Annotated in this window: 24 protein-coding genes and 1 tRNA gene; 14 read left to right on the top strand and 11 right to left on the bottom strand. The window is 68.0% G+C overall.

What is annotated here, in order from left to right; all coding sequences use genetic code 11:
• The first annotated feature begins 75 nt into the window (after positions 1 to 75).
• Complete coding sequence (gene pepN / locus OB895_RS04135; protein ID WP_079112714.1) at positions 76 to 2,559, top strand: aminopeptidase N; 2,484 nt, start codon at positions 76 to 78, stop codon at positions 2,557 to 2,559.
• Here the strand turns inward: pepN and OB895_RS04130 are convergent.
• Positions 2,556 to 3,434 (bottom strand): aminoglycoside phosphotransferase family protein, encoded by an 879-nt coding sequence (locus tag OB895_RS04130; RefSeq protein ID WP_079112715.1) that lies wholly within the window; start codon positions 3,432 to 3,434, stop codon positions 2,556 to 2,558. The genes pepN and OB895_RS04130 overlap by 4 nt on opposite strands.
• 2 nt (positions 3,435 to 3,436) lie before the next feature.
• The gene (locus OB895_RS04125; RefSeq protein WP_079112716.1) at positions 3,437 to 4,075 is read right to left on the bottom strand and encodes an MBL fold metallo-hydrolase; all 639 of its coding nucleotides are present in this window, start codon (positions 4,073 to 4,075) and stop codon (positions 3,437 to 3,439) included.
• A gap of 153 nt (positions 4,076 to 4,228) precedes the next feature.
• Between OB895_RS04125 and OB895_RS04120 the strand changes: the two genes are divergently transcribed.
• Positions 4,229 to 4,301 (top strand) — tRNA-Glu (locus OB895_RS04120).
• Positions 4,302 to 4,383: 82 nt separating this feature from the next.
• On the opposite strand, the gene OB895_RS04115 is transcribed toward OB895_RS04120, so the two are convergent.
• From OB895_RS04115 to OB895_RS04100, 4 genes are all read right to left on the bottom strand, one after another.
• Positions 4,384 to 5,625 carry an MFS transporter gene (locus tag OB895_RS04115; protein WP_079112717.1) on the bottom strand — a complete coding sequence of 414 codons (1,242 nt, stop codon included), beginning with the start codon at positions 5,623 to 5,625 and terminating at the stop codon, positions 4,384 to 4,386.
• Complete coding sequence (locus tag OB895_RS04110; protein ID WP_079112718.1) at positions 5,622 to 6,170, bottom strand: ArsR/SmtB family transcription factor; 549 nt, start codon at positions 6,168 to 6,170, stop codon at positions 5,622 to 5,624. Before OB895_RS04110 ends, OB895_RS04115 begins: the two co-directional genes overlap by 4 nt.
• A gap of 113 nt (positions 6,171 to 6,283) precedes the next feature.
• On the bottom strand, positions 6,284 to 7,366 hold the full coding sequence (locus OB895_RS04105; RefSeq protein ID WP_079112719.1) for a DUF4349 domain-containing protein: 1,083 nt from the start codon (positions 7,364 to 7,366) through the stop codon (positions 6,284 to 6,286).
• Positions 7,363 to 7,920, bottom strand: a complete 558-nt coding sequence (locus OB895_RS04100; RefSeq protein ID WP_079112720.1) for an RNA polymerase sigma factor — start codon at positions 7,918 to 7,920, stop codon at positions 7,363 to 7,365. Before OB895_RS04100 ends, OB895_RS04105 begins: the two co-directional genes overlap by 4 nt.
• Positions 7,921 to 8,260: 340 nt before the next feature.
• Here OB895_RS04100 and OB895_RS04095 point away from each other — a divergent pair, with 340 nt between their 5' ends.
• Complete coding sequence (locus OB895_RS04095) at positions 8,261 to 9,265, top strand: TerC/Alx family metal homeostasis membrane protein (RefSeq protein ID WP_042541711.1); 1,005 nt, start codon at positions 8,261 to 8,263, stop codon at positions 9,263 to 9,265.
• Between the two features lie 11 nt (positions 9,266 to 9,276).
• Here the strand turns inward: OB895_RS04095 and OB895_RS04090 are convergent, their stop codons facing one another.
• Entirely contained in the window at positions 9,277 to 9,870 is a 594-nt protein-coding gene (locus tag OB895_RS04090) for an LON peptidase substrate-binding domain-containing protein (RefSeq protein WP_042541710.1), read from the bottom strand.
• 36 nt (positions 9,871 to 9,906) lie between these two features.
• Between OB895_RS04090 and OB895_RS04085 the strand changes: the two genes are divergently transcribed.
• On the top strand, positions 9,907 to 10,404 hold the full coding sequence (locus OB895_RS04085; RefSeq protein WP_079112721.1) for a DUF427 domain-containing protein: 498 nt from the start codon (positions 9,907 to 9,909) through the stop codon (positions 10,402 to 10,404).
• A gap of 21 nt (positions 10,405 to 10,425) precedes the next feature.
• Here the strand turns inward: OB895_RS04085 and OB895_RS04080 are convergent, their stop codons facing one another.
• A complete protein-coding gene (locus OB895_RS04080; protein WP_079112722.1) occupies positions 10,426 to 11,739 on the bottom strand; it encodes an LLM class flavin-dependent oxidoreductase in 1,314 nt (437 codons plus the stop codon).
• Complete coding sequence (locus tag OB895_RS04075; RefSeq protein WP_079112723.1) at positions 11,736 to 13,031, bottom strand: O-acetylhomoserine aminocarboxypropyltransferase/cysteine synthase family protein; 1,296 nt, start codon at positions 13,029 to 13,031, stop codon at positions 11,736 to 11,738. The genes OB895_RS04080 and OB895_RS04075 overlap by 4 nt, the downstream gene beginning before the upstream one ends.
• Before the next feature lie 187 nt (positions 13,032 to 13,218).
• Between OB895_RS04075 and leuC the strand changes: the two genes are divergently transcribed.
• The 6 genes from leuC to OB895_RS04045 all read left to right on the top strand — a co-directional run bounded on the left by leuC (position 13,219) and on the right by OB895_RS04045 (position 19,574).
• Positions 13,219 to 14,670: a 3-isopropylmalate dehydratase large subunit gene (leuC, locus tag OB895_RS04070; protein ID WP_042541706.1), complete on the top strand. Its 1,452-nt coding sequence runs from the start codon at positions 13,219 to 13,221 to the stop codon at positions 14,668 to 14,670.
• 2 nt (positions 14,671 to 14,672) lie between these two features.
• Complete coding sequence (gene leuD / locus OB895_RS04065; RefSeq protein WP_079112724.1) at positions 14,673 to 15,269, top strand: 3-isopropylmalate dehydratase small subunit; 597 nt, start codon at positions 14,673 to 14,675, stop codon at positions 15,267 to 15,269.
• 65 nt (positions 15,270 to 15,334) lie between these two features.
• Positions 15,335 to 16,702, top strand: a complete 1,368-nt coding sequence (gene murA / locus OB895_RS04060; protein WP_042541704.1) for a UDP-N-acetylglucosamine 1-carboxyvinyltransferase — start codon at positions 15,335 to 15,337, stop codon at positions 16,700 to 16,702.
• Positions 16,703 to 16,707: 5 nt separating this feature from the next.
• On the top strand, positions 16,708 to 17,463 hold the full coding sequence (locus tag OB895_RS04055) for a lysophospholipid acyltransferase family protein (RefSeq protein ID WP_079112725.1): 756 nt from the start codon (positions 16,708 to 16,710) through the stop codon (positions 17,461 to 17,463).
• Positions 17,453 to 18,586, top strand: a complete 1,134-nt coding sequence (locus tag OB895_RS04050; protein WP_056376675.1) for an NAD(P)H-dependent glycerol-3-phosphate dehydrogenase — start codon at positions 17,453 to 17,455, stop codon at positions 18,584 to 18,586. Before OB895_RS04055 ends, OB895_RS04050 begins: the two co-directional genes overlap by 11 nt.
• Complete coding sequence (locus tag OB895_RS04045; RefSeq protein ID WP_056376676.1) at positions 18,492 to 19,574, top strand: D-alanine--D-alanine ligase family protein; 1,083 nt, start codon at positions 18,492 to 18,494, stop codon at positions 19,572 to 19,574. The genes OB895_RS04050 and OB895_RS04045 overlap by 95 nt, the downstream gene beginning before the upstream one ends.
• Positions 19,575 to 19,589: 15 nt before the next feature.
• Here OB895_RS04045 and OB895_RS04040 read toward each other — a convergent pair whose 3' ends face one another.
• Positions 19,590 to 20,096: a DUF3515 family protein gene (locus tag OB895_RS04040; protein WP_079112726.1), complete on the bottom strand. Its 507-nt coding sequence runs from the start codon at positions 20,094 to 20,096 to the stop codon at positions 19,590 to 19,592.
• 23 nt (positions 20,097 to 20,119) lie between these two features.
• Between OB895_RS04040 and thiL the strand changes: the two genes are divergently transcribed.
• Entirely contained in the window at positions 20,120 to 21,115 is a 996-nt protein-coding gene (gene thiL, locus OB895_RS04035; protein ID WP_079112727.1) for a thiamine-phosphate kinase, read from the top strand.
• Here thiL and rsmD read toward each other — a convergent pair.
• Entirely contained in the window at positions 21,085 to 21,687 is a 603-nt protein-coding gene (gene rsmD, locus OB895_RS04030; protein ID WP_079112728.1) for a 16S rRNA (guanine(966)-N(2))-methyltransferase RsmD, read from the bottom strand. The genes thiL and rsmD overlap by 31 nt on opposite strands.
• Positions 21,688 to 21,748: 61 nt before the next feature.
• Here rsmD and OB895_RS04025 point away from each other — a divergent pair, with 61 nt between their 5' ends.
• From OB895_RS04025 to OB895_RS04015, 3 genes are all read left to right on the top strand, one after another.
• Complete coding sequence (locus OB895_RS04025) at positions 21,749 to 23,923, top strand: ATP-dependent DNA helicase RecG (protein ID WP_194286026.1); 2,175 nt, start codon at positions 21,749 to 21,751, stop codon at positions 23,921 to 23,923.
• Between the two features lie 30 nt (positions 23,924 to 23,953).
• Positions 23,954 to 24,451 carry a pantetheine-phosphate adenylyltransferase gene (coaD, locus tag OB895_RS04020; RefSeq protein WP_042541696.1) on the top strand — a complete coding sequence of 166 codons (498 nt, stop codon included), beginning with the start codon at positions 23,954 to 23,956 and terminating at the stop codon, positions 24,449 to 24,451.
• A gap of 83 nt (positions 24,452 to 24,534) precedes the next feature.
• A complete protein-coding gene (locus OB895_RS04015; RefSeq protein WP_311879906.1) occupies positions 24,535 to 25,083 on the top strand; it encodes a YceD family protein in 549 nt (182 codons plus the stop codon).
• Position 25,084: the final 1 nt, after the last annotated feature.

Raw genomic sequence — 25,084 nt, 5'->3', positions numbered from 1 at the left:
AACTCTACGCCGTTCTGTTGCGTGATGCAACGCAAGGGGTCCGCCTCTGAGCACGCCAGATGGAAGGATGGAGGCATGGACACAGCCAACCTCTCGCGAGAGGAGACCGCGACGCGATCCGCCGCCGTCTCCGTGCGCAGCATCCGCGTCGAACTCGACCTGACGGGTGCACCCGAGCGGGCGCGCAGCGGGTTCTCCACGACCACCACGCTGGAGTTCACCACGACGGCGCACTCGACCTGGTTGGACTTCATCGGGGAGAGCGTCGAACGAGTCGTCGTGAACGGCGTCGAGCGCGACGTGATCTACGACGGTGCGCGCATCGAGCTGCACGACCTCGCCGACACGAACGTGGTGCGTGTCGAGGCGGTCGGAAGCTACAGCCGGTCCGGCGAGGGGCTGCACCGGTTCCACGACCCCGTCGACGATCGCACCTACCTCTACACGCAATACGAACCGGCCGACTCGCGGCGGGTGATGGCGTGTTTCGAGCAGCCGGACATCAAGGCGCCGTACACCTTCGTGATCGATGCTCCTGCGGGCTGGGAGGTGCTCTCGAACCAGGTCGCGGCGACGGTCGACGCCGGAGTCGGGGTGCAGCGTGTCGAGTTCGCCCCGACGCTCCCGATCTCGAGCTACATCACCTCGGTCGCGGCCGGGCCGTATGCCCGTGTCGACGGCGAGTGGGCGCGCGATGATCAGCGCGTCGCACTCGGTGTGTTCGCGCGGCAGTCGCTCGCGCAGTATCTGGAGTCCGAGGAGATCCTCGAGATCACGCGCCAGGGTCTGGACTTCTTCACGGATGCCTTCGCCTACCCCTATCCCTGGGGCAAGTACGACCAGATCTTCGTTCCCGAGTACAACCTCGGTGCGATGGAGAACCCGGGACTCGTGACTTTCACCGAGTCGTATCTCTCGCGGGGTGCGGCCACCGACGCGCAGCGTGCCGCACGCGCGAACACGATTCTGCACGAGATGGCGCACATGTGGTTCGGCGACCTCGTGACCATGAAGTGGTGGGACGACCTGTGGCTCAAGGAGTCCTTCGCGGACTACATGGGCTCGCACGCATCAGCGGTGGCGACGCGCTTCCATGACGCGTGGGTCAAGTTCGCCGCCAACCGCAAGGCATGGGCGTACCAGCAGGACCAGCTGCCGACCACCCACCCGATCGTCGCCGACATCACCGACCTCGAGGCCGCGAAGCTCAACTTCGACGGCATCACCTATGCCAAGGGCGCCGCGGTGCTGAAGCAGCTCGTGGCCTTCGTCGGCGATGAGGCGTTCTTCGAAGGTGCCCGCAGATACTTCGCGGCCAACGCGTTCGGCAACACGACTCTCGACGACTTCCTCGTGCAGCTGAGCGCGGTCTCCGGCCGCGACATGACCGAGTGGTCGCAGGCATGGCTGCAGACGACGGGGGTGTCCACGCTGCGGCTCGAACGAGAGGCCGACGGCAGCGCCACGCTCGTGCAGAGCGATCCTCGGCCGCATCGCCTGCGCGTCGGGCTCTATCACCGCATCGACGGGCGCGTGGTGCGTCGCGACCAGCTCGCCCTGGACATCCACGACGAGCGGACGCCCATCGAGGTCCCCTCCGCCGATCTCGTGCTTCTCAACGACGACGACCTCACCTACGCCAAGGTGCGGCTCGACGAGGCATCATTGACGACGGTGCAGGAATCACTGTCCTCCATCGACGATCCCCTCGCGAGGGCCGTCGTGTGGTCGTCGCTGTGGAACGCCACGCGCGACGGCGAGCTGACAGTGGCGCGATACACCTCGATCGTGCGCGCGCATGCCCCACACGAGTCGAACATCGGTCTTCTCGTCGGCATTCTCTCGAATGCCCTCTTCGCGATCCGGCACTACGCGAGCGACGGCGAGCGACAGGCCGAGCAGCGGGCCTGGGTGGAGACGGCGTGGGCTGCGCTGCAGGCATCGGATGCCGGAAGCGATGCCCGGCTCTCGTGGGCGCGGGCCCTCGCGGCGGCGTCGGCGTTCGACGACGTGCACGCCGCCGAGGTCCGCGCGCTCCTGCACGGTGATGTCCCGGAGGGTCTCACCGTCGACCCTGATCTGCGGTGGCAGCTGCTCACGGCTCTCGTCACGACAGGGCACGCGGGGACCGATGACGTCGCAGCCCAGCTCGAGTCCGACGACACCGGCAGCGGTCGGACGGCCGCTCGCAGGGCACTCGCGTCGCAACCTGATTCCGCGGTGCGGGCTGCAGCGTGGGACGCGGCGTGGAACGACGGCTCGCTGAGCAACGACCATCTCGATGCCGAGATCGCGGGCTTCCGCGCAGGCGGACGCCGTGATCTCATCGCGGGGTTCGATGCCGAGTACTTCGAGAGGATCGGCGACGCGTGGGGCACGCGGAGCATCGAGCTGGCTCAGCGCCTGGTCGTGGGGCTGTTCCCCGCCTCGCCGACGCTCGATCTCGTGGATGCGTGGCTTGCCGGCAACAGCTCGGCGCCCGCCGCGCTGCGCCGGATCGTCATCGAGCAGCGTGATCACCTGGCCCGAGCGCTGCGCGTTCGGGCTGCGCAGGGCTAGTCGGCGTCGAGCTCGTCGGCGGTGCTCGCCCCCACGGTGAAGTACTCGGGTCGGTCGTCGCTCTGGGTCACGAGAATCAGGGCGATGTACGCCGCCCACGCTCGCGCGCGGACCCAGGTGGCATCGTCATACCGAGATCTGGTCGCTCTGCGGAACGCCTCGCGACCTGAGGCGTCGAAGAGCATCCACGACGAGGCGAGATCGTAGGCGGGGTCACCGACCGTGACGTCGCCGAAGTCGATGAGCGCAGCGAGCGTGCCATCCTCCACCAGCATGTTGCCCGGGTGGAGATCGCCGTGGATCCAGACCTGCTCCGCGCCGACCGGTGCGGCGAGACCTGCGACCCAGGCGTCACGCAGCGCCGTGCGGTGCCTGAACGCGTCGAGCCGCGGTCGCATCGCGTCGTCTCGAGTGGCCAGGGCGCGTCCGCGCACCGGGTTGCGCGGAGCATCCGCGGGGCCGGGGGCGTGCAGCGCCCTCAGGGCATCGGCGAGTCGTGGTGCCCACGCCGCGTTGTCCGATCGGGAGGAGGCGAGCGCCGTCGTTCCGGAGATCCAGGGGACGACCGACCAGGGCCGCGGAAACAGCTCGCTCGGTTCGCCGGAGATCAGCGGCACCGGGGTGCGGATGCCGATGGCCGCCAGCGCCGGTCCGATCGCGGGGAGCGCACGCTGCTCGTTCGCGATGAGCGGCACGGCGAGGTCGCGGCGAGGCAGTCGCACGAGGAGCTCCGACCCGAGCCTCCACATCGAGTTGTCCCAGCCGTCGGCGAACAGCCTCAGTGGCAGACCGGCGAGATCAGGGCTCGTCCGCCGGAGAAGGTCTCGTACGCCGCTCTCATCGAGCGAGTATTCGGCGGAGGGGGAGTCCGCCACGGTCAGATGTCGAGCGAGTCGCCCGGCTCGAGGACCGAGAACTCTCCGCCACCCTGCTCGGTCGCCCACTGCAGCCGCTGCCGGTGCATCGTCTTGCCTGCGACCGACAGGGTCATGTCGTGAGTGCCGAACGCCCGACGCGGGCGCACGGCGAGAACGTAGTCCATCGCCTCGCCGATCTTCAGCCATGGCGCACCGAGTGGAGCGGCGAGCGTGCCGACCTCGACACCCTCCGGAACCGCGTAGGAGTCGCCGGGGTAGTAGAAGACCTCATTGACCAGCACGCCGACATTCTCGACAGCGGGGAGTGAGGAGTGGATCACCTCGTGCGTGCCGCCGAAGAAACGGAGCGTGAACGCTCCCACCTCCACGGTGTCGCCCGGAGCGACCTCCGAGATGTCATAGCCCTCGGCCGCACGTGCGACGCCTGCAGGGGCGTAGATCGGAGTGCCGGGGGCGGCGCGGAGGATCCGATCCAGGTGCTCGGGCGTCCAGTGGTCGGGGTGCTCGTGGGTGATCACTACGGCGACGAGACCCGAGAGGTCGTTCAGGGGAGCGGTGAACGAACCCGGGTCGATGAGGAGGGTGTCATCGCCCTGCTGAATGCGAAGAGCGGCATGTTCGAATTTCGTGATGCGCATGAGGTGAGTCAACTCCTTCACGGCGTCTCTGGCAAACCGCCGATCCAGCGCGCCACGCCCGGGAATCGACGAGGGCTCGGCTCGATTTGGCGGCGCGAGAATCGTCATGGCATACTTGTTGAGTTGTCGCGGCACGGAAACGTTCCGCCAGACGGCCCCATCGTATAGCGGCCTAGTACGCTGCCCTCTCACGGCGGTAACGCGGGTTCGAATCCCGCTGGGGTCACAACAAGCGAAAGCCCTCGGTTCTCCGAGGGCTTTCGTCGTTTGTGCGGGCGCATCGCACCCCTCACGGAGGTCAGCGGGAGTCAGGTCTTCGGCACGAGGGCGAGCCGCCGGAACGTGCGGTTGCTCAGCGGCAGAACCATGAGTGCGATCATCGTGCCGCCGAAGAGGGCGAACGGCACCCAGACTGCCGTGATCGAGGCGAGCAGACCGAACCCCGCCATGGCGACGGGCATGAGACAGTCGTCACCGAGACGGGTGATCGAGCCCATCCGGCCGAGGTAGGCGGTGTCGACGGTGGCGGAGAAGGTGGCGCTCAGGAGGACCGAGGCGTAGCCCGCGGTTGCGCCGATGACGAAGGCCGCAGTCGCGACCGTCCACGCCGGGCCCCAGCCGAGTGCGATGATCCCGACGCCCTGGACGACGAGCGCCCAGAAGCCGGCGAGTGCTTCTCTTCGCGGTCGCCATTTGACGACCGAGACGGCACCGAGTGCCGCGCCCAGTCCGAGCAGCGCCTCGAACAACCCCAGCGACTGAGCGCCCCATCCCTCGTCGTGCGCGCGCAGGGCGAGCCCGATCCCGACCGCCGGTCCGACCGCGAGGTTGAGGCCTGAGAGCGCGATGACGAGGGTGCGGGTGGTCGGGTGAGTGCCGAGGTGGGCGAATCCACGGGCGATGCCGTGCAGCACGGACTCCCTCGCCGCGCGGGCGAGAAGGAAGCGTGGCCGGAGCCAGATCGCGATGAAGGCGACGACCAGACTGAACGTGAGGGCGTTGACCGCCGCGCTGCCCACCAGTCCCGCGTACGCGACGAGCACGCCGCCGATCGCCGCGCCCGCCATGGTTCCGAGGCGCGACGCGGTCTGGGCCAGCGCACCATAGGAGGGGAGATCCCCCGGGTGCACGAGCTGGCGGGCGACGGTTCCTGCAGACGGCTCATAGAACGCATCGCAGATTCCGAAGGCGATCGCCGCGAACAGCAGGACGCCCACCGTCGGTGGGGTCGCGAGGACCCAGAGGGCCACGGCCACGAGCACGCCGACACGCAGCACGTTGAACAGCATCATCACCCGCCGCGCATCGGAGCGGTCGGCGATCACACCGCCGAAGAGGAGCACGATCGCCCGAGGGATCGTCCCTGCCGCGACGATGAGCCCGGCGATAGCGGGAGAGGCAGTCTGCACGGCCGTCCAGGCGAGGGTGATGGTCCAGAGGGCATCCCCGGCATCCGAGAGCGCCTTGACGGCGATCCACGCGTGCACACGACGGTCTCGTCTGAACGTCGGTGGCTCCGACAGCTGCACGGGTTCGACCGCGGTGCTCATGGCGTCGTCGGGAACGCGTGGGCGAAGAAGAAGATCGGCGTGCGCTCCTGTCCGTCCTCGAGGTCGACGGACGCCCGCCATTCCTCCATCGTGCGCAGAAGGCGCGCACTCAGATCACGGAGTTCGTCCGGAGAAGCCCAGGCGGTCGTCTCGGTGTTCGAGGCGTCGTACGCGGCATAGGCAGGGTCATCATGGCGGCGCTGCCATCGCTGAAGACGCTCGATCTGCATCCGGATGCCCTGGCGCTGCGCCTCCCGTGCGAGCAGAGCGTCGGCGGGGGAGTCGGCGAAGTCCTCCGCCGACCAGGTGAGCCCACGTCGAGCGGGCTTCCACCAGCTGGTGCGACGGTCGCCGGAGGGGTCTTCGTCGCGTTCGACGAGCCCGGCTCGTTCGAGCATCCTCAGGTGGTGGCTGATGCTCCCGACCTGGCTCCCGAGCGAGCGCGCGAGCGTGGTGACCTGCGAGGTGCCGTAGAGAAGCAGATAGTCGTAGATGCGGCGGCGCAGCGGATGGTGCACCGCCGTGATCACCGAGATGTCTTCCATGGACGTAACCGTAGAACCGGTGCTGAGTTCTCACAAGACTTCTTGTATACCGCGGAAAAACAACGATGAGGCCCGCCTCTCGCAGAGAGCGGCGGGCCTTTCGCAGATGCGACTCAACTCTCGGCAGGCGGCTCGCCGGCTGCCATACGAGTGCGCCGTGCGCGCCGGATGAGCCAGATCACCAGCACCACCACTCCGGCCACCGCGATCCACGGCAGGATGAATCCGACGGCGATCACCAGCGCGTTCACTGAGACGACGAGGCCGTTCCAGCCGGCGAGGAGCCCGTCCGAGAACCCGGCCGGGTCGGCGGTCGTCGGCGGCGTCGTACGGGTCAGCTGAACAGTGAGACTCGACATCGCGACCTGGTCCTCGAGCGATGCGAGCTGCTGCTCGTACGACTCGAGCTGCCCCTGGCGATCGGTGAGCGCGACCTCTGCCTCGATGAGCTCAGCGACCGTGCCGGTCTGCGACATCAGCTCGGTGAGCCGCTGCACCGATGCCCTGGTGGCATCCACGCGCGCACGCAGATCGATCGCCGTCGAGGTGACATCCTGCTTCGAGATCGATGAGGAGAGCACTTCGCCCGAGGTGGCGAGCTCATCGATGACGGCGGCGAGGTCGGCGGAGGGTACGCGGATGCTGATCCAGCCGTACCCGGGGTCGGAAGGCGCCGGCTCCGAAGTGCCGTCGACGGCGACGCTCTTGCCGATCTCAGTGCTCTCGACATACCCGCCGCGCGACTCGGCCAGGGCGCCGATCGTGTCGGCGGCGTCCGCGATGTCCTTCACCTCCACTGTCGCGTTGGCGGTCGCGATGATCTCGCGATCAGTGACTGCGACATCTCCGACCGCCGGTGCAGACTCGGCCGAGTCCGTCGCGGCCCCAGGTGCGCCCTGGTCGGCGGAGCCGGAGCGTGACTCCTCCGTGACGACCATGTCTCCGCCCTCGGCCGAGCTCGTCGCCGACCCGCCCACCGCAGTGAGGATCGGAGGAGTGACGAGGACGCCGACGACGAACGCCGCCGCGATCCCGGCACCCGTCATCCACCGACGCCGGCGGTGTCGAGCCCCTGCTGCGGCTGGCGCCCGTCGTGGCCGCTCGGCGGCGATGTGGTCGAACACGGCTGTCTCGATGCGCGCCACTGCGGCATCGGTGAGCTCGGGCAGTCGCTCGGTGCTGGTCTTGTCGTTCATGCGTCGCTCGCTTCCTTCACGGCACCGCGAAGTCGGGTGCGGACTCGTGAGAGACGGTTCCGGACGATGGCATGGCTCACGCCGAGCTCCTCGGCCGCGGCCTGGTAGGCATAGCCTTCGGCGGCGCAGAGTCGCAAGATCGCGCGGTCGAGGTCGCTCAGCGTGCCGACCTCGGCGGCGATCCGCTCCGCGAGGTCTGCGGTGATCACCTGCTCCTCTACGCTGATCGTCGAAGGCAGGGTCTCGTCCACCGCTTCCGTCGTGTGGGCCTGGTCGCGCCTGCGCTGACGAAGGCGATTCGCGGCCTGGAAGCGGCAGATCGTCGCGAGCCACGGGAGGATCGATTCTCCCTGAAGCTCGAACCCCGGAAGCTTGCGCCAAGCCGTGACGAAGGTCTCCTGGGTCACATCCTCGGCATCGGCGGGGGAGCCGAGCATTCCATGCGCGATCCAGTAGACCGGGCGGACATACGAGCGGTACAGCTCGCGGAAGGCGCTCTCGTCACCTGCCGCGGCCTGTGCCGCCCATTTCTGATCACTCGTCTGCACTGGCATCCCGATTCCGTTCGGTGTCTCTCACCTGGGAGGTGTCGGAAGATGCCCCATCGTCTCAGATCAGTGTGCGGGCTGCGCGCGCACCTTCGCGAGCGTCCGCTGCCGGAGGACGCCGAGGGAGGACGTTCGCGGCGGTGTCCGGGTGCGAGTTCGAGGTCACGTCGACCATGCCACCACGGCCCTTCCGCTCCGCTAGCATTGGTGACGCGAGAGGGAGTATCCCGCAAGCGCATCCACCGTCATCACGAGCACCGACATCGCTGCTCCGGTCGTGCGACGCACTCTGTGCGTGGGAGAGACTTTCGGCGTTCTTCCTACCCTCCCGAAAGGCTGTACGCCCTTGGAAATCCCCGTCTGGTTCGAGATCACCTCGATGATCGTCCTCTCGATCATTCTGATCGGCGACCTGCTTCTGATCCGCCTTCGCCCCCACATCCCCTCGACGAAGGAGTCGACCCTGTGGGTCGTGTTCTACGTCGCCCTCGCGCTTCTCTTCGCTGTGCTCCTCGGCAACGTGGCCGGTTGGCGCAACGCGGGCGACTTCATCACCGGCTGGGCGCTCGAATACAGCCTGTCCATCGACAATCTCTTCGTCTTCGTGCTGATCATGGCGCAGTTCGCCGTCCCGCGACGCCTGCAGCAGCAGGTGCTGATGGTCGGCATCATCATCGCGCTCGTCCTGCGCGGGGCGTTCATCCTCGTGGGAGTGGCGGTCGTCGAGCACTTCTCGCCGATCTTCTACGTCTTCGGCGCGTTCCTCATCTACACCGCGATCAAGCAGGCGATGCCCGAGGGCGAGCACGAAGACGACGTGAAGAAGGAGAACTTCATCGTGCGCCTGCTCCGGCGCCGGATCGACATCAGCGAGACCTACGACGGCTCCAAGCTCCGCACCACGGTCGACGGCAAGCGCATGTGGACGCCGATGGTCATCGTGTTCATCACGATCGGTGTCACCGACCTGATCTTCGCGATCGACTCGATTCCCGCGATCTTCGAGATCACCACCAACGGGTTCCTCGTCTTCGCCGCGAACATCTTCGCGCTCATGGGCCTGCGTCAGCTCTACTTCCTGCTCGGCGATCTGCTCGATCGCCTGCGGTACCTGCATTACGGCATCGCCGTGATCCTCGGTTTCATCGGCATCAAGCTCATCCTGCACGCGCTGCATGAGAACGAGCTGCCCTTCATCAACGGCGGCGAGCACGTCGAATGGGTGCCAGACATCGACAACATGGTGTCGCTGGGCGTCATCGTCGTGTCGATGACCGTCGCGACGGTCGCCAGCCTCATCGCGTCGTCGCGCGAGAAGTCGGCGGCGAAGAAGGCAGCGATCGTCGAGTGAGCGCAGCCCGCTCACTCGGCTGACCAGAGGAGCTCCGCTTCGAGGGTGAGATCGATGACCTGGCCCAGCAGGGCGCCGAGCGAGTTGGACTGCAGCAGGGCGAACTGGTCGTACTCGCCCAGCGGTGCGATCGCGGCGAGCTGCCAGGCTGCGGCGAGCGGATCGTCTGACAGTTCGGTGTCGGCATCCCACGGCGAGTCCACGCGTGCGAGGACTCGCCGCACGATCGCCTCTGCTTCGGTCCGCAGAGGGGTCAGCGCGTCGTGCCACGTCAGCTCAGGCAGCTGCGTGACCTCGGCGCGAGGAAAGGGCGCGTCGTCGAGCCACTGATCGACGGTGAAGCGGGCCGTGCCGACCGCGAGGGTGTGCAGCACCTGGGCGTCCGCCGCGACGCTCACCAGCCGGGCCATCGTGCCGACCCTGCTGCGTCGGTCGCCGCCGCCGACCTCGTGACCGCGCTCGATGAGCACGACGCCGAACTGCGGGTCGTCGTCGTCGAGCAGGTGTCCGATCATCGTGAGGTACCTCGGCTCGAAGACGCGAAGCGGAAGCGGGGTGTAGGGAAACAGCACCGAGCCGAGCGGGAACATCGGTAGTTGAGCCATGACCCCAGTCAACACCGCGCGACGTACAGTGAACAGATGCGCAGACCTCAGCCGATCGTCCCCTCGCCCGGTCAGGAATCCGTATGGGACTATCCGCGGCCACCGAGGGTCGAGCCGGTGCCCGAGCGCGTCACCATCCGCCTCGGCGGCGTTCTGGTCGCCGATACGCGCGATGCCGTGCGGGTGCTCGAGACGAGTCACCCTCCTGTGTACTATCTGCCGATCGCCGACTTCATCGAGGGCGCGCTCTCGGATGCCCCGGGTTCATCGTTCTGCGAGTTCAAGGGTGCCGCGCGCTATCTCGATGTGCGTGGCGGCGGCCTGACGGCCGCGGGCGCGGCATGGAACTACCCGCATCCTTCGCCCGGTTTCGAGCTGCTGCGCGACCGGGTGGCCGTGTACGCGGGGCCGATGGACGCGTGCACAGTCGGCGACGAGGTCGTCGTTCCGCAGCCGGGAGGATTCTACGGCGGCTGGGTCACGTCGTCGGTCGTCGGGCCCTTCAAGGGCGTGCCGGGTTCCATGGGCTGGTAGGGCCCGGCCCCGCCGTTCCTGTCAGAACGCGCGGAGGTTGGCCTGCAGGCCGCCATCGACGTGGTCGCGGCGGAGGATCCCACGGCGACGCAGCACCGGCACGAGCTCGTCGAGTGTGCGGTGCAGCGTGACGGGGTGGAAGTCGCCCCACAGCAGCACGCCGTCGTTGCCCCACTCTCCGAGTTCCTCGATCAGATCGGCGAACTCGTCGGCCGTCCCGACGAAGCCCGAACGGTCGGCGATGCGGCCGGCGCGGGCGAGGGCGGTGAGGTGGGCGCGCAGCGGAGCATCCTCGCCACGGTCGCCGATCAGGCGCTGGATGCTTCCGCGCGAGACGTGCTCCCCGAAGATCGACACATCGAGCGGCCGCTCGAGGTCGAGTGCGGTGAGGTCGGTCTCGAGATCGCTCGACTGCTTGCGCGCGATCTGCACGAGAGCCGCATCATCGGGGTGCGCGGACGCAGCGACGATCCGGTCGGCCTCTTCGGCGGATGCCGTGATCACGGGCTGGATCGCGAACAGGATCTTGATGTCGTCGGCTGAGCGCCCGGCGGCGATCGCCGCGTCGTGGATCTTCGCGCGGTAGGCGCGCACGGATGCTTCGTCCAGCGGAGCGAGGGCGAGTTGGACATCGGAGTTGGCGCCGGCGAATCCGAGGCCGCGACCCGACCCGCCGGGGGAGACGATCGCCGGCTCGCCGTCGGTGAACGGCACGGCGTTCAGAGGGCCGTCGAAAGAGTAGTGCTCTCCGCGATGCCGGACGGTGCTCAGCTTCGATCCGTCCGCGAAGACATCCGTTTCGCGGTCGCCGACCAGCGCTCCGTCGCCCCAGCTGCGCCAGAGCGAGCGGATGCCTGAGAGCCATTCCTCGGCCCGGTCGTAGGCGGCATCGTGTCCGAGCTGCGCCGCGGCCGAGAAGTGACGCGCGCTGCCGGTGTCGGTCACCACGTTGAGCCCGAGACGGTGACCGCTGAGATGCTGAAGGGTGGAGAACTGCCGCGCCGCCGTATAGGGCAGGTACGCCGCGGGATTCACGGTGGGCACGACTCCGAGGTGCCGTGTCGCCTGGAACAGGTAGGGAGCGAGGAGCAGCGGGTCGTGCTTGGGCCCGCCGAAGGCATGGCGTACGCGGAGGTCGATCGTGTCCGGCGAGCCGAGAGACGGCGCGTCCTCGATGATCACGAGGTCGAAGCCTGCCTGCTCGAGCGTCCGCGCCGCCTCCTGATAGATCTCGGGACGCGTCCAGTCGTAGTCCCAGTCCAGAGACGGGTATCCCCACCCCTGCGGACCGAAACCGCGGGCGAGGAACCAGCCGAAGTGCTGGGGCCTGGTCATGCGACGGCCTCTCGCGCCGGCTCGAGCACCCGAGCGAGGTCGGCGATCAGATCGGAGACGTCTTCTATGCCGACCGACAGCCGAAGGGTTCCCGGCTGCACACCGAGGATGTCGCGCTCTTCGGGTGTCCTGTGCGAGTGGCTGGTGGTCGCGGGGTGCAGCACCAGCGAGCGCACGTCGCCGATGTGGGTCATGTGCGTGAAGACTTCCACGCTCTCGACGAAGTCGCGTGCGGCGTCGAGCCCTCCGCGGAGGGTGAACGTGAAGATCGACCCGTACCCGCCGTGGAGATACCGCTGCGCGAGAGCATGGTCGGGGTGAGTCTCGAGGCCCACGTGATCGACGCTCTCGACCGCATCCTGAGCGGCCAGCCAACGGGCCACCTCGAGCGCGTTCCGGGACTGGCGCTCGACCCGGAGGCCGAGGGTCTCGGCGCCCTGTCCGATCAGGAACGCGTTGAGAGGAGACGGCGAGGCGCCGAAGCGGGGAGCCACCGACTCGCGGGCGTAGGCGATCCGAGCGTTGCCGCCGTGGCGGGCGAAGACGCTCGGGAAGCCCCCGCGGCCGGGGAGCACCAGGTGCGGTGCGTTGTGACCGGCCCTATCCGCGTCGAAACGACCGTCATCGAGGATCACACCGCCGAGCACGGACCCGTGACCCGCGAGGAACTTCGATGCGGAGTGCACGACCATGGCGGCACCGTGCTCGATCGGACGCAGCAGGAAGGGCGTCGCGAGCGTGTTGTCGACGATGAGCGGGATGGCGAACTCATCCGCGACCGCGCTCACAGCGGCGATGTCGAAGATGTCGTTCCGGGCGTTCGCGATCGACTCCGCGAACAGCGCGCGCGTGGTCGGGCGGATCGCTGCCTGCCACGCAGCAGGGTCGGCGATCTCGTCGATGAACGTCGTCTCGATGCCGAGCCGTGCGAGGTTGTCGAGCAGGAGCCCTCGGGTGCCCTCGTAGATGTGCGTCGATGCCACGATGTGGTCTCCGGCTCCGGCCACGGTCAGCAAAGCGGTGACGACCGCGGCCTGTCCGCTCGCGACGAGCACCGCGTCCGCGGCGGATTCGAGGGCTGCGAGCTGTCGCTCGACGGCGCTCACCGTCGGGTTGCCCGTGCGGGTGTAGCCGAAGCCGGCGCCGGTGCCGAAGTGGTCTGCGGCGTGATCGAAGTCATCGAACTCGAAGCCCGCAGTCAGATAGATCGGCGTCGCCCTCGACGACGCGGCGCCCTGATTCCGGGCGGCGTGGACCGCTCTGGTGGCGAAGCCGGTCGTGTCGTCGGTCATGCGGATGCCTCTCGAATGTGCGGGTGACAGTAGCGTGTCACGCGGCGACTCCGGTCGCTGAAGCGGTGGTAATCTGACGTCATGCGGATCGTGCTCCTTCTTAGCGGCCGCGACGAGACCTCGTTCTGAGCCCCTCCTCGTCGCGGAGTCCATCGTGGGCCGAACCGCCAGCTTCAGGAGAGACGCAATGAACATCCCCGCAGCAGACACTGCTCCCGCACGTCCGAGGACCCTCGCTGAGAAGGTCTGGGACGACCACCTCGTCGTCAAGGGCGAGAACGGCGAGCCCGACCTCATCTACATCGATCTGCACCTGGTGCACGAGGTCACGAGCCCTCAGGCGTTCGACGGACTGCGATCGGAGGGCCGTCCGCTGCGTCGCCTCGACCTGACGATCGCCACCGAAGACCACAACACGCCCACGTGGGACATCGACAAGCCCATCGCCGACCTCACGAGCCGCACTCAGATCGAGACGCTGCGCCGCAACGCCGCCGAGTTCGGCGTCCGTCTGCACTCTCTGGGCGATGCCGAACAGGGCATCGTGCACGTCGTCGGCCCGCAGCTCGGGCTCACCATGCCGGGGATCACCGTGGTCTGCGGAGACTCGCACACGTCGACTCACGGGGCCTTCGGCGCCATGGCCTTCGGCATCGGCACCAGCGAGGTCGAGCACGTGATGGCGACCCAGACGCTTCCGCTCAAGCCCTTCAAGACGATGGCCATCACCGTCGAGGGCACGCTGCGCCCCGGAGTCACCGCGAAGGACATCATCCTCGCAGTGATCGCGAAGATCACGACCGGTGGCGGGCAGGGCTATGTCCTGGAGTTCCGCGGCAGCGCGATCCGCTCGCTGTCCATGGAGGGCCGGATGACCATCTGCAACATGTCGATCGAGGCCGGTGCCCGTGCGGGTATGGTCGCCCCCGACGAGACGACGTTCGACTACCTGAAGGGGCGTCCGCACGCTCCCCAGGGCCAGGACTGGGACGACGCCGTCGCCTACTGGCGCACCCTGCCGACCGACGAGGGTGCGACCTTCGATGCCGAGGTCTTCATCGACGCCGACGATCTCGAGCCCTTCGTGACATGGGGAACCAACCCCGGTCAGGGCAGCTCGCTGTCGGCGTCGGTTCCCGACCCGGCTCAGATCGCCGACGCCAACGAGCGCGCCGCCGCAGAGCGCGCCCTCGAGTACATGGATCTGACCCCTGGTACGCCGCTCAAGGAGGTGCCGGTCGATGCGGTCTTCATGGGCTCGTGCACGAACAGCCGCATCGAGGACCTCCGCGCGTTCGCGTCGATCATCGAAGGCAAGAAGAAGGCCGACGGCGTGCGTGTCATGGTCGTACCCGGTTCGGCCCGCGTCCGGCTGGAGGCCGAGGCGGAAGGCCTCGACAAGATCATCAAGGACTTCGGAGCCGAATGGCGGTTCGCCGGCTGCTCGATGTGCCTCGGTATGAACCCCGATCAGCTCGCTCCGGGCGAGCGCTGTGCGTCGACGTCGAATCGCAACTTCGAGGGTCGGCAGGGCAAGGGTGGTCGCACACACCTGGTGTCGCCGCTGGTCGCCGCGGCGACCGCGATCCGCGGCACGCTGTCGAGTCCCAGCGACCTGAACGAGATGGCGGAGGTCTGACCATGGAGAAGTTCGTCACCCACACCGGTATCGCCGCTCCGCTGAAGCGCTCGAACGTCGACACCGACCAGATCATCCCCGCCGTCTTCCTCAAGCGGGTCACCAAGACCGGCTTCGAGGACGCGCTGTTCCACGGCTGGCGCCAGGACCCCGAGTTCGTGCTCAACCAGCCCGCCTTCCAGGGGGCGTCGGTGCTCGTCGCCGGACCGGACTTCGGCACCGGATCGAGCCGAGAGCACGCCGTCTGGGCGCTGCGCGACTTCGGGTTCGCGGTCGTCCTGAGCCCGCGCTTCGCCGACATCTTCCGGGGCAACTCAGGCAAGCAGGGGCTCGTCGCGGCGACCATCTCGGAAGAGGATCTCGAGCGGATCTGGGCCGAGATCGACCGGAATCCCGGGGCTTCCATCACGGTGGACATCGAGGCGCGGGTCGCGTCGATCGGTGAGATCCAGGCTGACCTCGGGATCGACGATTACACTAGATGGCGGCTCCTTGAAGGGCTCGATGACATCGGGCTCACGCTGCGCAACGAAGACAAGATCGCGCAGTTCGAGGCCCGTCGCGAGTCGTGGCGGCCCCGGACCCTTCCCGTTCACTGAACGGCGGGGCGGGGGAGCCGAGGGCGACCCCGCCCCGATTTCCGTTGAATGAAGTGAGGCTCCGAATGACGACACCTGTGCGCGACGCTCTTCCGGACGGAGTCCCCCCACTCACCGGTGACGTCCTCGCCATTCGTGGAGGCCGCCCGCTGCGCGGCCGCGTCGACGTCAAGGGAGCGAAGAACCTCGCGACCAAGGCGATGGTCGCCTCGCTGCTCGGTGAGACCGTCAGCGTGCTGCGCGACGTCCCGGCCATCAGCGATGTCGCGGTGGTGCGCTCGCTGCTCGAGGTGCACGGTGTCCGGGTCTCCGACGGCGATGAGCCGGGTGCACTCGTCTTCGACCCGAGCGATGTCGAGTCGGCCCACTTCGAGGAGATCGACGCCCACGCCGGTGCCTCCCGCATTCCGATCCTGTTCTGCGGACCGCTCCTGCACCGTCTCGGTCAGGCATTCATCCCGGACCTCGGCGGATGCCGCATCGGCGACCGGCCGATCGACTTCCACCTCGACGCACTGCGCAAGTTCGGCGCCATCGTCGAGAAGCTGCCGAGCGGCATCCGTCTCTCCAGGGGCGGAGCCCGCCTGCACGGCGCCAACATCCACCTGCCGTACCCGAGCGTGGGTGCCACCGAGCAGGTGCTGCTGACCGCGGTCAGGGCCGAGGGGACGACCGAGCTGCGCAACGCCGCCATCGAGCCCGAGATCATGGATCTGATCGCCGTGCTGCAGAAGATGGGCGCGATCATCTCGTACGAGCCGAACCGCGTCATCCTCATCGAGGGCGTCGAGACACTGCGCGGCTACGACCACCGGTCGATCTTCGACCGCAACGAGGCGGCCTCGTGGGCATCCGCGGCGCTGGCCACCGACGGCGAGATCTTCGTCGGCGGAGCCAAGCAGCAGGAGATGCTCACCTTCCTCAACATCTTCCGCAAGGCGGGCGGCTGGTTCGACATCCAGGAGGACGGCATCCTCTTCCGCCGCGAAGGCGAGCTCAAGCCCGTCGTCGTCGAGACCGACGTGCACCCCGGCTTCATGACCGACTGGCAGCAGCCGCTCGTCGTGGCGCTGACGCAGGCGAACGGCCGCTCGGTCGTGCACGAGACGGTCTACGAGAACCGTCTCGGCTTCACCGATGCACTCGTCAAGATGGGCGCCGACATCGTCGTGCACCCGCGAGGGCTGCAGGACGGGCCGCGGCGCGTGCCGCGTCGTGACCTCGAGCAGGCGGCCGTCATCACCGGGCCGACTCCGCTGCACGCCGCAGACATCGTCGTGCCCGACCTGCGCGGCGGGTACAGCCACGTGATCGCGGCGCTGACGGCCGAAGGCGAGTCGAAGGTGTCGGGAGTCGACATCCTCAGCCGCGGCTACGAGAAGTTCCTCGCCAAGCTCGATGCCGTGGGCGCCGACTTCGACGTCATCCGGTGAGCCCGATGGGTTCCCGATCGCGCGAGACGACGCGGCCCAGCGTGTTCTGGCCGCTCGCGGCGATCGCCGTGCCGTTGATCTCGCTGCTCGCGAAGATCCGCATCACCGGTGCCGAGAAGCTTCCTCGTGAGGGTGCCTATGTGCTGGCTCCCAACCACTACTCGGAGTTCGATCCGCTCATCGTGGCACTCGCGGTGTGGCGGATCGGACGCGCGCCCCGATTCATGGCGAAGGAGAGCCTGTTCAAGGTCCCTGTGCTCGGATGGATTCTGCGCCGCACCGGAATGATCCCGGTGGCTCGTTCGTCGTCGGCATCCGCTGCGAAGCAGACGCTGAAGCAGTCGGCCGAGCTGGTGGAACACGGACGCGGAGTGATCGTGTACCCCGAGGGGACTCTGACGCGTGACCCCGACATGTGGCCGATGCGCGGCAAGTCGGGCGCTGTGCGGCTGGCACTGACCGACGGCATCCCGCTGATCCCGATGGCCCAGTGGGGCACCCAGAACATCATGGGTCGTTACCAGAAGGGTCTGAGCCTGTGGCCACTGCGCAAGCGCGTGGACGTCATCATCGGCGACCCGGTCGACGTGTCCGACCTGCGCGCTCGCGCCGGCGAGTCTGCGGCGCTGAACGAGGCCACCGACCGGCTGATGAACGCGATCACCGCGTTGCTCGAAGAGCTGCGCGGTGAGAAGGCGCCGGCCGTGCGCTGGAACCCCGCCTCGCACGGACAGAAGGAGACGGGTCGCCTTGACTCCTAAGCGCAGCACGCCCGCGGGCCCCAGAGTCGCCGTGATCGGCGCAGGCAGCTGGGGCACCACGTTCGGGAAGATCCTCGCGGACGGCGGTGCGCAGGTCACGATGTGGGCCCGCCGAGCCGAACTCGCGCACGAGATCGACGAGGCCAAGCGCAACTCGCGCTACCTGCCCGGCATCAACCTGCCGCGCACGATGGCCGCGACGCATGAGCTGGCGATCGCATTGCGTGATGTCGACCAGGTCTACCTCTCGGTGCCGAGCCAGTCGCTGCGCGAGAACCTCAAGGCGCTGCGACCGCTCCTGTCCGACAACGACGCGAAGATCGTCAGCCTCATGAAGGGCGTCGAACGCACCTCAGGGCTGCGGATGAGTCAGGTCATCGAGCAGGAGCTGCGGTGCGATCCCGATCGCATCGCTGTCGCGTCGGGGCCGAACCTCGCGCTCGAGATCGCCCGTGAGCAGCCGACGGCTGCCGTGATCTCCTCACGCAGTCAGGAGACGGCCGAGGAGGTCGCACGCGCCGCGCGCAACTCGTACTTCCGGACGTTCGTGAACACCGACGTGATCGGCACGGAGTTCGGGGGAGTGCTGAAGAATCTCATCGCGGTGGCGATCGGCATCGTCGACGGCGTCGGATACGGCGAGAACACCAAGGCGTCGATCATCACCCGCGGACTCGTCGAGATGACCGACTTCGCGGTAGCGAACGGCGCCCACCCCGAAACGCTCCAAGGACTCGCGGGACTGGGAGACCTCATCGCGACGTGCCAGTCTCCGCTGAGCCGCAACAACACGGCCGGGCGCCTGCTCGGCCAGGGATACAGCTTCCAGGACGTCGTCAAGCAGATGCAGCAGACAGCCGAGGGCCTCGCGTCCGTCGCGCCGGTGCTTCAGCTCGCCCGCGAGTCCGAAGTGCACATGCCCATCGTCGAGCAGGTGAAGATGGTGCTCGACGGCAAGATGAACCCGCGTGACATCGCACCCCACCTGACGACGGACGACGACACCCCGCAGGGTGAGAGGACCAACCATGGACAAGCAGACGGTGGTGGTGCTCTTCGGCGGGCGCTCCAGCGAGCATTCGATCAGTTCCGCAACGGCGGGCGGAGTCCTGGGCGCGATTGACCGCGACCGCTATGCGGTGATCCCGGTCGGAATCACCCGCGAGGGAGCCTTCGTCCTCGAGGACGACGACCCGTCGAAGTTCCCGCTGGATGCCGCACATCTGCCCGAGGTCGCCGACAACGGCACCAGGGTGCTGTGGCCCGAGCCCGGCGGCGACCGGACGCTCCGTGTCGTGCGTCAGGACGGGACTGTCGAGGGCTTCGGCGAGATCGACATCGTGCTCCCGATCCTGCACGGCACTCACGGCGAGGACGGGACGATCCAGGGCTACTTCGACACTCTCGAAGTGCCTTATGCGGGTGGTGGAGTTCTCGATTCGGCGCTCTGCATGGACAAGCACTTCATGAAGATCGCGCTGCGCGCGGCCGGCCTCTCGGTGGCACCGGGGATCACGGTCCGCTCGCGGGAGTGGGAGCGGGATGCCGCGTCGGTTCGCGCCTCCGCCGTCGATCTCGGGATGCCGCTGTTCGTCAAGCCGGCGCGCGCGGGTTCCAGCGTGGGCGTCTCGAAGGTCGAAAGGCCCGACGAGCTCGACGCCGCGCTGGCCATCGCCTTCGCGGAGGACGACAAGGTCCTCATCGAGAGCGGAGTGGTCGGTCGCGAGATCGAGGTCGCGGTTCTCGAGAGCGCCGACGGCGTACGCGCGTCGCTGCCCGGCGAGATCGTGCTGACGTCCCGCGGGTTCTACGACTTCGAGGGCAAGTACCTCGGTGGCGACGGCGTCGACGTGGTGTGCCCCGCGCAGCTCGAGGATTCCGAGATCGCGGCCATCCAGGACGCCGCCATCCGAGCGTTCGAGGCTGTCGACGGCCGTGGCCTCGCCCGTGTCGACATGTTCCTCACTGCCGAGGGAGAGCTCGTCGTCAATGAGCTCAACACGATGCCCGGATTCACGCCGATCTCGATGTTCCCCAAGTGCTGGGTGGCATCCGGACTCAGCTACGGCGACCTGATCTCAGAGCTGATCGAGGCGGGCCTGCGCCGCTGATCGGGCGGCGTCCGCTCAGCCTTCGGCCGATCCCGCGTCAGGGGATTCCTCGGTGCGCACCCGGTCGGTGCACCGAGCCGTCGCCGGTTCGAGGCCGGACTGGATGCTCGTCGAGAGACTCTCGACCACCGTGCGGAAGTCGATCTCCTCGCCCCGGCGGATGATTACCTCGACGGCAGGGTCACGACCGTAGGTCACCAGACGCTGTCGTTCTTCCTCCTGGTCGAGCACGAGCCAGTCGACGCTGCCGATCGTGGTGCAGACTTCGGTCGAGGGCGCCGGCGGTTCGACGCCGCAGCGCAACACGACCGTCGGGTCGCCCCAGGCGCCGGTGGCCTGGGCATCGGTCCAGACGCGGTCCAGATCGCCGACGGCATCCGGAAGCAGCACGGAGACCTCCGCGCACGCCGGATTGTTCGCATCGTCGGCCGGCTCCAGATGGATCGTGGTCGAGCATCCGGAGAGCGCTGCGACGAGGACCAGCGACCCCGCGATGACGGCGAGACGACGAGAGCGGGGCATGCATCCAGGCTACCTTTGACTGCATGCCCTCCCGACCTCGCGACGATGATCCGACCCTCGGCGACCTTTCGGAGGGGGAGATCCTGCGGGCCATCCTGGCGAGGACTGCGCGGGCCAGTCATACGATCATCGGACCCGGCGACGATGCGGCGGTGATCGCGGCTCCGTCTGGGTCCGTGGTCGCCACGACGGACACCCTCGTGCACGGTCCTGACTTCCGACTCGCGTGGTCGTCGGGCTATGACCTCGGGTGGAAGGCTGCCGCAGTCAACCTCGCCGACGTGGCCGCCATGGGTGCGCGCCCGACCGCGCTGCTCGTCGCGCTGGCTGTTCCGCGCGATCTGAGGCTCTCTTTCGTCGAACGCCTCGCCGACGGATTCCGTGAGGCGTGCGCGGCTCTGGCGCCGGGCTGCGCCGTGGTCGGTGGCGATCTCACCGTCTCGGATGTCCTCACCGTGGCCGTCACCGCTCTCGGCGATCTCGAGGGCCGGGCGCCGGTGACGCGATCGGGTGCGCGGGTCGGTGATGTGGTCGCGGTGGCCGGAGAGCTCGGACACGCCGCCCACGGACTCTCCGTCCTCTTCGGCAGGTTCCGTGATGGTGACACACCGGTCGCCGTCGATCCATCCGCGCTCGGACGGGGTGAGAGCGCGGCGCTGGCCGCCCAGCTCCGTCCCTCGCCCCCGATCGGCCTCGGACCCTTCGCCGCCACAGCCGGAGCGACCGCGATGATGGACATCTCGGATGGTCTCGCCCTCGATGCGCGACGGATGGCGGCGGCCTCGGCCGTCACGATCGCCCTCGACAGCGCGACGCTCGGAGACTCTCCGCAGCGTGCCCTCGCCGGTGGCGAGGATCATGCGCTGCTCGCCACCTTCCCTCCGGGGACGCTGCCGTCGGGGTTCCGCGTCATCGGGACTGTGGCCCCGCAGGGCGAGCACGATCTGCTGGTCGACGACGCACCCGCAGACGTGAGCGGCTGGGACCCCTATCGCGACTGGGATTCGGCCTCGGGCTGAGGCGTCTCTGAGACGAGAGCCGGCTCGGCCCACCAGAGAGCGGTGTCGCCGTATGCCTTCTCACGGATCAGCTCCAGGCCGGCGGCCTGCAGATCGGGAGGCGTGGAGCGACGCGCACGCTCGATGATCACGAGGGCGTCAGGGGCGAGACACGGTGCGAGCGCGATGAGATCCGCGGTCATCGCGTCGTCCTCGAGGTCGTAGGGCGGGTCCGAGAAGACGAGGTCGTACGGACCTGAGGCTCGCAGCAGGAACGACCGGACCGTGCTCTGGTGCACCTTCGCGCCGTTCGCGCCGGCCTTCGCGACGGTGGCGACGTTGCGACGCACGACGGCCGCAGCCTCTCGGTCGTGCTCGACGAGGTCGGCGCTTGCCGCGCCGCGGCTGAGCGTCTCCAATCCCAGTGCACCCGATCCGGCGTAGAGATCCAGCACTCGCGCTCCGGCGATCGCGTCGGCCGATTCCAGCGCTCCGAAGAGCGACTCCCGTACGCGGTCGCTGGTGGGTCGCGTCCCCGCGTGGGGAACGTCGAGCCGCGCGCCGCGTGCCTTTCCGGCGATGATCCTCGTCACCCGTTCACGATACGACAGCCGGGGCGCACGTCGTGTCCGTGCGGCCTCCTAGACTCGGATCATGTCGCTCACGCTGGATTCGTCGCTCGAGGAGGCGCTGGGCTCCACGCCGGCGAAGTCTCTCGATCGGGCGTTCGGCATGAAGACGGTCGGCGATCTCGTGTCGCACTACCCCCGGCGGTATGCCGACCCCGGCGAGCTCACCCCCATCCGTGAGCTTCCGCTCGGTGAGACCGTGACGATCGTCGCCGAGGTGCTGTCGTCGAGTGCCAGGGCGATGCGCAATCGACGGGGCGCGATGGTCGACGTCGTGATCGGCGACGGCATCGGCAAGATGTCCCTGACGTTCTTCGCGAAGAACCTCGGGGCTGCCAAGTGGCGCTCCGAGGATCTCGCGGTCGGTCGGCGAGGCGTCTTCTCGGGCAAGGTCGGCGAGTTCAACGGGATGACGCAGTTCGCGCACCCTGAGTACGAGCTCTTCGACGACGAGGATGCGGCCAGGCGGCGTGCGGACGCCCGCGCAGCCGTGCTGATCCCCATCTATCCCGCGACGTCGACGCTGCAGACCTGGCAGATCGCGAAATTCATCACTCGCGTGCTCGACGGCCTCGGTGACGTGCCCGAGCCTCTGTCGGCGGACGTCCGTCAGCGGGAGGAGCTGCTGACCGCGAGAGAGGCGCTCGAGCAGATCCATCGACCGAAGACCCGCAACGACATCGATCCTGCAGTACGCACGCTGCGGATGCATGAGGCGCTCACGCTGCAGACCGCACTCCTGCAGCAGCGCGACGCGGTGCGATCGCTCTCGGCCACGGCGCGTGCGGCGAAGCCCGGAGGTCTGCTCGAGCGGTTCGACGCCTCGTTGCCCTACGATCTCACGCCCGATCAGCAGACCGTCGGCGAGCAGGTCGCGAAGGATCTCGTCGGCTCGTGGCCGATGAACCGGCTCGTGCAGGGAGAGGTCGGCTCGGGCAAGACGCTCGTCGCCCTGCGTGCGATGCTCCAGGTCGCCGAGTCCGGCGGCCAAGCCGCGCTGATCGCGCCGACCGAGGTCCTGGCGGGCCAGCACCTGCGGTCGATATCGAAGATGCTCGGGCCGGAGCTGGCTCCGCTCGTGATGCCCACACTCCTCACCGGGCAGATGCCGGCTGCGGCGCGGCGCAAGGCCGCCCTGCGCGTCGCCTCCGGGCAGGCCCTGATCGTCGTCGGCACCCACGCGCTGCTCGGCGAGAAGACGACCTTCGCAGATCTCGGGCTCGTCGTGGTCGACGAGCAGCACCGGTTCGGCGTCGAGCAGCGCGAGGCTCTCCGCGCCAAGGGCTCCAGCCCGCACGCCCTCGTCCTCACCGCCACGCCCATCCCTCGCACCGTGGCCATGACGGTCTTCGGAGATCTCGACACCTCGGTGATCCGCACGATGCCGAAGGGACGGGCGGGAATCGAGTCGTTCGTCGCCCCACTCGCCGAGCATCCCGGGTGGTTCAATCGCGTCTGGGAGCGCGCCGCCGAGGAGATCGCCCAGGGGCGCCAGGTCTTCGCAGTGTGCGCCGCGATCGACACCACCAAGAAGACGGCCGAGGCGGGTGAGCCCGCGCTCCTGCAACCCGAGGGCGCATCCGGTCCACGCTGGGGAGTGGTGCAGCTCGACGAGGCGCTGGCGACGCACCCGAAACTCGGCGGTCTGCGCCGAGCGGTTCTCCACGGACGCATGCCGTCCGACGAGAAGGATGCGGTGATGCAGGCCTTCGCGCGAGGCGAGATCGACCTGCTTCTGGCCACGACCGTCATCGAGGTCGGGGTCGACGTGCCCAACGCCTCGACCATGATCGTCCTCGATGCCGATCGCTTCGGCGTCTCCCAGCTGCATCAGCTGAGAGGCCGGGTGGGTCGAGGCGGTGTTCCGGGGCTGTGTCTGCTCGTGACAGAGGCGGAAGCCGGCTCGGTGGCGCGCGAGCGAGTCGACGCGGTCGCAGCGACCCTCGACGGTTTCGCCCTCGCCGAGGTCGATCTCGAGCTGCGCGGTGAAGGAGACGTGCTCGGCGCAGCACAGGCGGGCGTGCGGTCGTCGTTGAAGCTGCTGCGCGTGGTCAAGGACTCCGGTCTGATCGTCAGAGCTCGCGAGCTCGCCGAGGTGATCCTCGCAGCCGACCCCGGTCTCGACGCGAACCCGGGGCTCAGATCCGCCATCGAGCGACGAGTGAGCGACGACGATCGCGCGGCCCTGGCGAAGAACTGACCCGAGCACGGCGTGCCCTAGGCTGGTGGCATGAGCAGCCGGATCGCCGTCGTCCCGGGTTCCTTCGACCCGCCGACCCTGGGCCACCTCGACGTCATCCGTCGGGCCGCCAAGCTGTACGACGAGCTGCATGTGCTCGTCGTGCACAACCCCGGCAAGGAGGCGATGCTGCCCATCGCGGCGCGGCTGTCGCTCATCGAGCAGTCGATCGCCGATGAGGGCATGGACGGCAACGTGATCGTCGGATCGTGGAGCATGGGCCTTCTGGTCGACTACGCGCGCGATGTGGGTGCCGGCGTGCTGGTCAAGGGGATCCGCTCCCAGATCGACGTCGCCTATGAATCGCCGATGGCGATCGTCAACAGGCACCTCGCAGACATCGAGACGGTCTTCCTGCTGCCCGACCCGGCGCATGCTCTCGTGTCCAGCTCCCTCGTGCGACAGGTGGCGGGGCTCGGGGGCGATGTATCGCCTTTCGTCCCTCCTGCGGTCGCCGCATTCCTCGACACCGGGTCTCGCGGCATCTGACGTCGCGCTCCTGAGAGCCGCGCTCAGCCCGAAGCCAGCCTCCCACCGCATGTAGCCGGTACCATTGCTGGGTGCGTTCCCGAATGAGTGGTCCTTTCGTCCTCCCCGTCCGCGACATCGTCCGCAAGCCGGGAGAGATGCGCGAACACGAGTTCTCCGTGACCCTGAAGGATGCCTGGGGCGAGGGGATCGTGTCCTACGAGACAGGCTCCGAGCTCGACCTGGATGTCCGTCTCGAGTCGGTCCATGAGGGCATTCTGGTGTCGGGAATCGTCGACGCGGAGTACTCCGGCGTGTGCGGTCGCTGCCTCATCGACATCGTTCGGCCCGTCGAAGTCGAGTTCCAGGAGCTTTTCGCGTATCCTGGTGAGGAAGAAACTGACTTCGAGGTTCAAGACGACCACGTGGATCTTGAAACTCTAGTCAGGGATGCGGCCGTATTGGCGCTTCCATTTCAGCCGGTGTGTCAGCCGGATTGCCCCGGGCTCGACCCGGAGACGGGCGAGAGGCTGACAGCGAGCACCGACAAGGAGCATGCGGCTCCCATCGATCCTCGGTGGAGCGCGCTCCAGAACATCACAGACCAAGACGGCACGGAAGAATCTCGTGCCGCCGAGAAAGAAGAGAGCTAGT

Source organism: Microbacterium forte (assembly GCF_031885415.1).
GTDB lineage: Bacteria > Actinomycetota > Actinomycetes > Actinomycetales > Microbacteriaceae > Microbacterium > Microbacterium forte.
The sequence above is the reverse complement of the archived record's forward strand: the minus strand, read 5'-3'. Positions and strand labels throughout refer to the sequence as shown.

Coding starts and splice junctions, on each gene's coding strand:
- OB895_RS04040 (WP_079112726.1), bottom strand. CDS start 20,096: ATGCCCCGCTCTCGTCGTCTCGCCGTCATCGCGGGGTCGCTGGTCCTC.
- pepN (WP_079112714.1), top strand. CDS start 76: ATGGACACAGCCAACCTCTCGCGAGAGGAGACCGCGACGCGATCCGCC.
- OB895_RS04100 (WP_079112720.1), bottom strand. CDS start 7,920: ATGCCAGTGCAGACGAGTGATCAGAAATGGGCGGCACAGGCCGCGGCA.
- OB895_RS04115 (WP_079112717.1), bottom strand. CDS start 5,625: ATGAGCACCGCGGTCGAACCCGTGCAGCTGTCGGAGCCACCGACGTTC.
- coaD (WP_042541696.1), top strand. CDS start 23,954: ATGAGCAGCCGGATCGCCGTCGTCCCGGGTTCCTTCGACCCGCCGACC.
- OB895_RS04055 (WP_079112725.1), top strand. CDS start 16,708: ATGGGTTCCCGATCGCGCGAGACGACGCGGCCCAGCGTGTTCTGGCCG.
- OB895_RS04085 (WP_079112721.1), top strand. CDS start 9,907: ATGCGCAGACCTCAGCCGATCGTCCCCTCGCCCGGTCAGGAATCCGTA.
- OB895_RS04105 (WP_079112719.1), bottom strand. CDS start 7,366: ATGAACGACAAGACCAGCACCGAGCGACTGCCCGAGCTCACCGATGCC.
- OB895_RS04015 (WP_311879906.1), top strand. CDS start 24,535: ATGAGTGGTCCTTTCGTCCTCCCCGTCCGCGACATCGTCCGCAAGCCG.
- OB895_RS04045 (WP_056376676.1), top strand. CDS start 18,492: ATGGACAAGCAGACGGTGGTGGTGCTCTTCGGCGGGCGCTCCAGCGAG.
- OB895_RS04080 (WP_079112722.1), bottom strand. CDS start 11,739: ATGACCAGGCCCCAGCACTTCGGCTGGTTCCTCGCCCGCGGTTTCGGT.
- thiL (WP_079112727.1), top strand. CDS start 20,120: ATGCCCTCCCGACCTCGCGACGATGATCCGACCCTCGGCGACCTTTCG.
- OB895_RS04075 (WP_079112723.1), bottom strand. CDS start 13,031: ATGACCGACGACACGACCGGCTTCGCCACCAGAGCGGTCCACGCCGCC.
- OB895_RS04110 (WP_079112718.1), bottom strand. CDS start 6,170: ATGGAAGACATCTCGGTGATCACGGCGGTGCACCATCCGCTGCGCCGC.
- leuD (WP_079112724.1), top strand. CDS start 14,673: ATGGAGAAGTTCGTCACCCACACCGGTATCGCCGCTCCGCTGAAGCGC.
- OB895_RS04125 (WP_079112716.1), bottom strand. CDS start 4,075: ATGCGCATCACGAAATTCGAACATGCCGCTCTTCGCATTCAGCAGGGC.
- murA (WP_042541704.1), top strand. CDS start 15,335: ATGACGACACCTGTGCGCGACGCTCTTCCGGACGGAGTCCCCCCACTC.
- OB895_RS04025 (WP_194286026.1), top strand. CDS start 21,749: ATGTCGCTCACGCTGGATTCGTCGCTCGAGGAGGCGCTGGGCTCCACG.
- leuC (WP_042541706.1), top strand. CDS start 13,219: ATGAACATCCCCGCAGCAGACACTGCTCCCGCACGTCCGAGGACCCTC.
- OB895_RS04090 (WP_042541710.1), bottom strand. CDS start 9,870: ATGGCTCAACTACCGATGTTCCCGCTCGGCTCGGTGCTGTTTCCCTAC.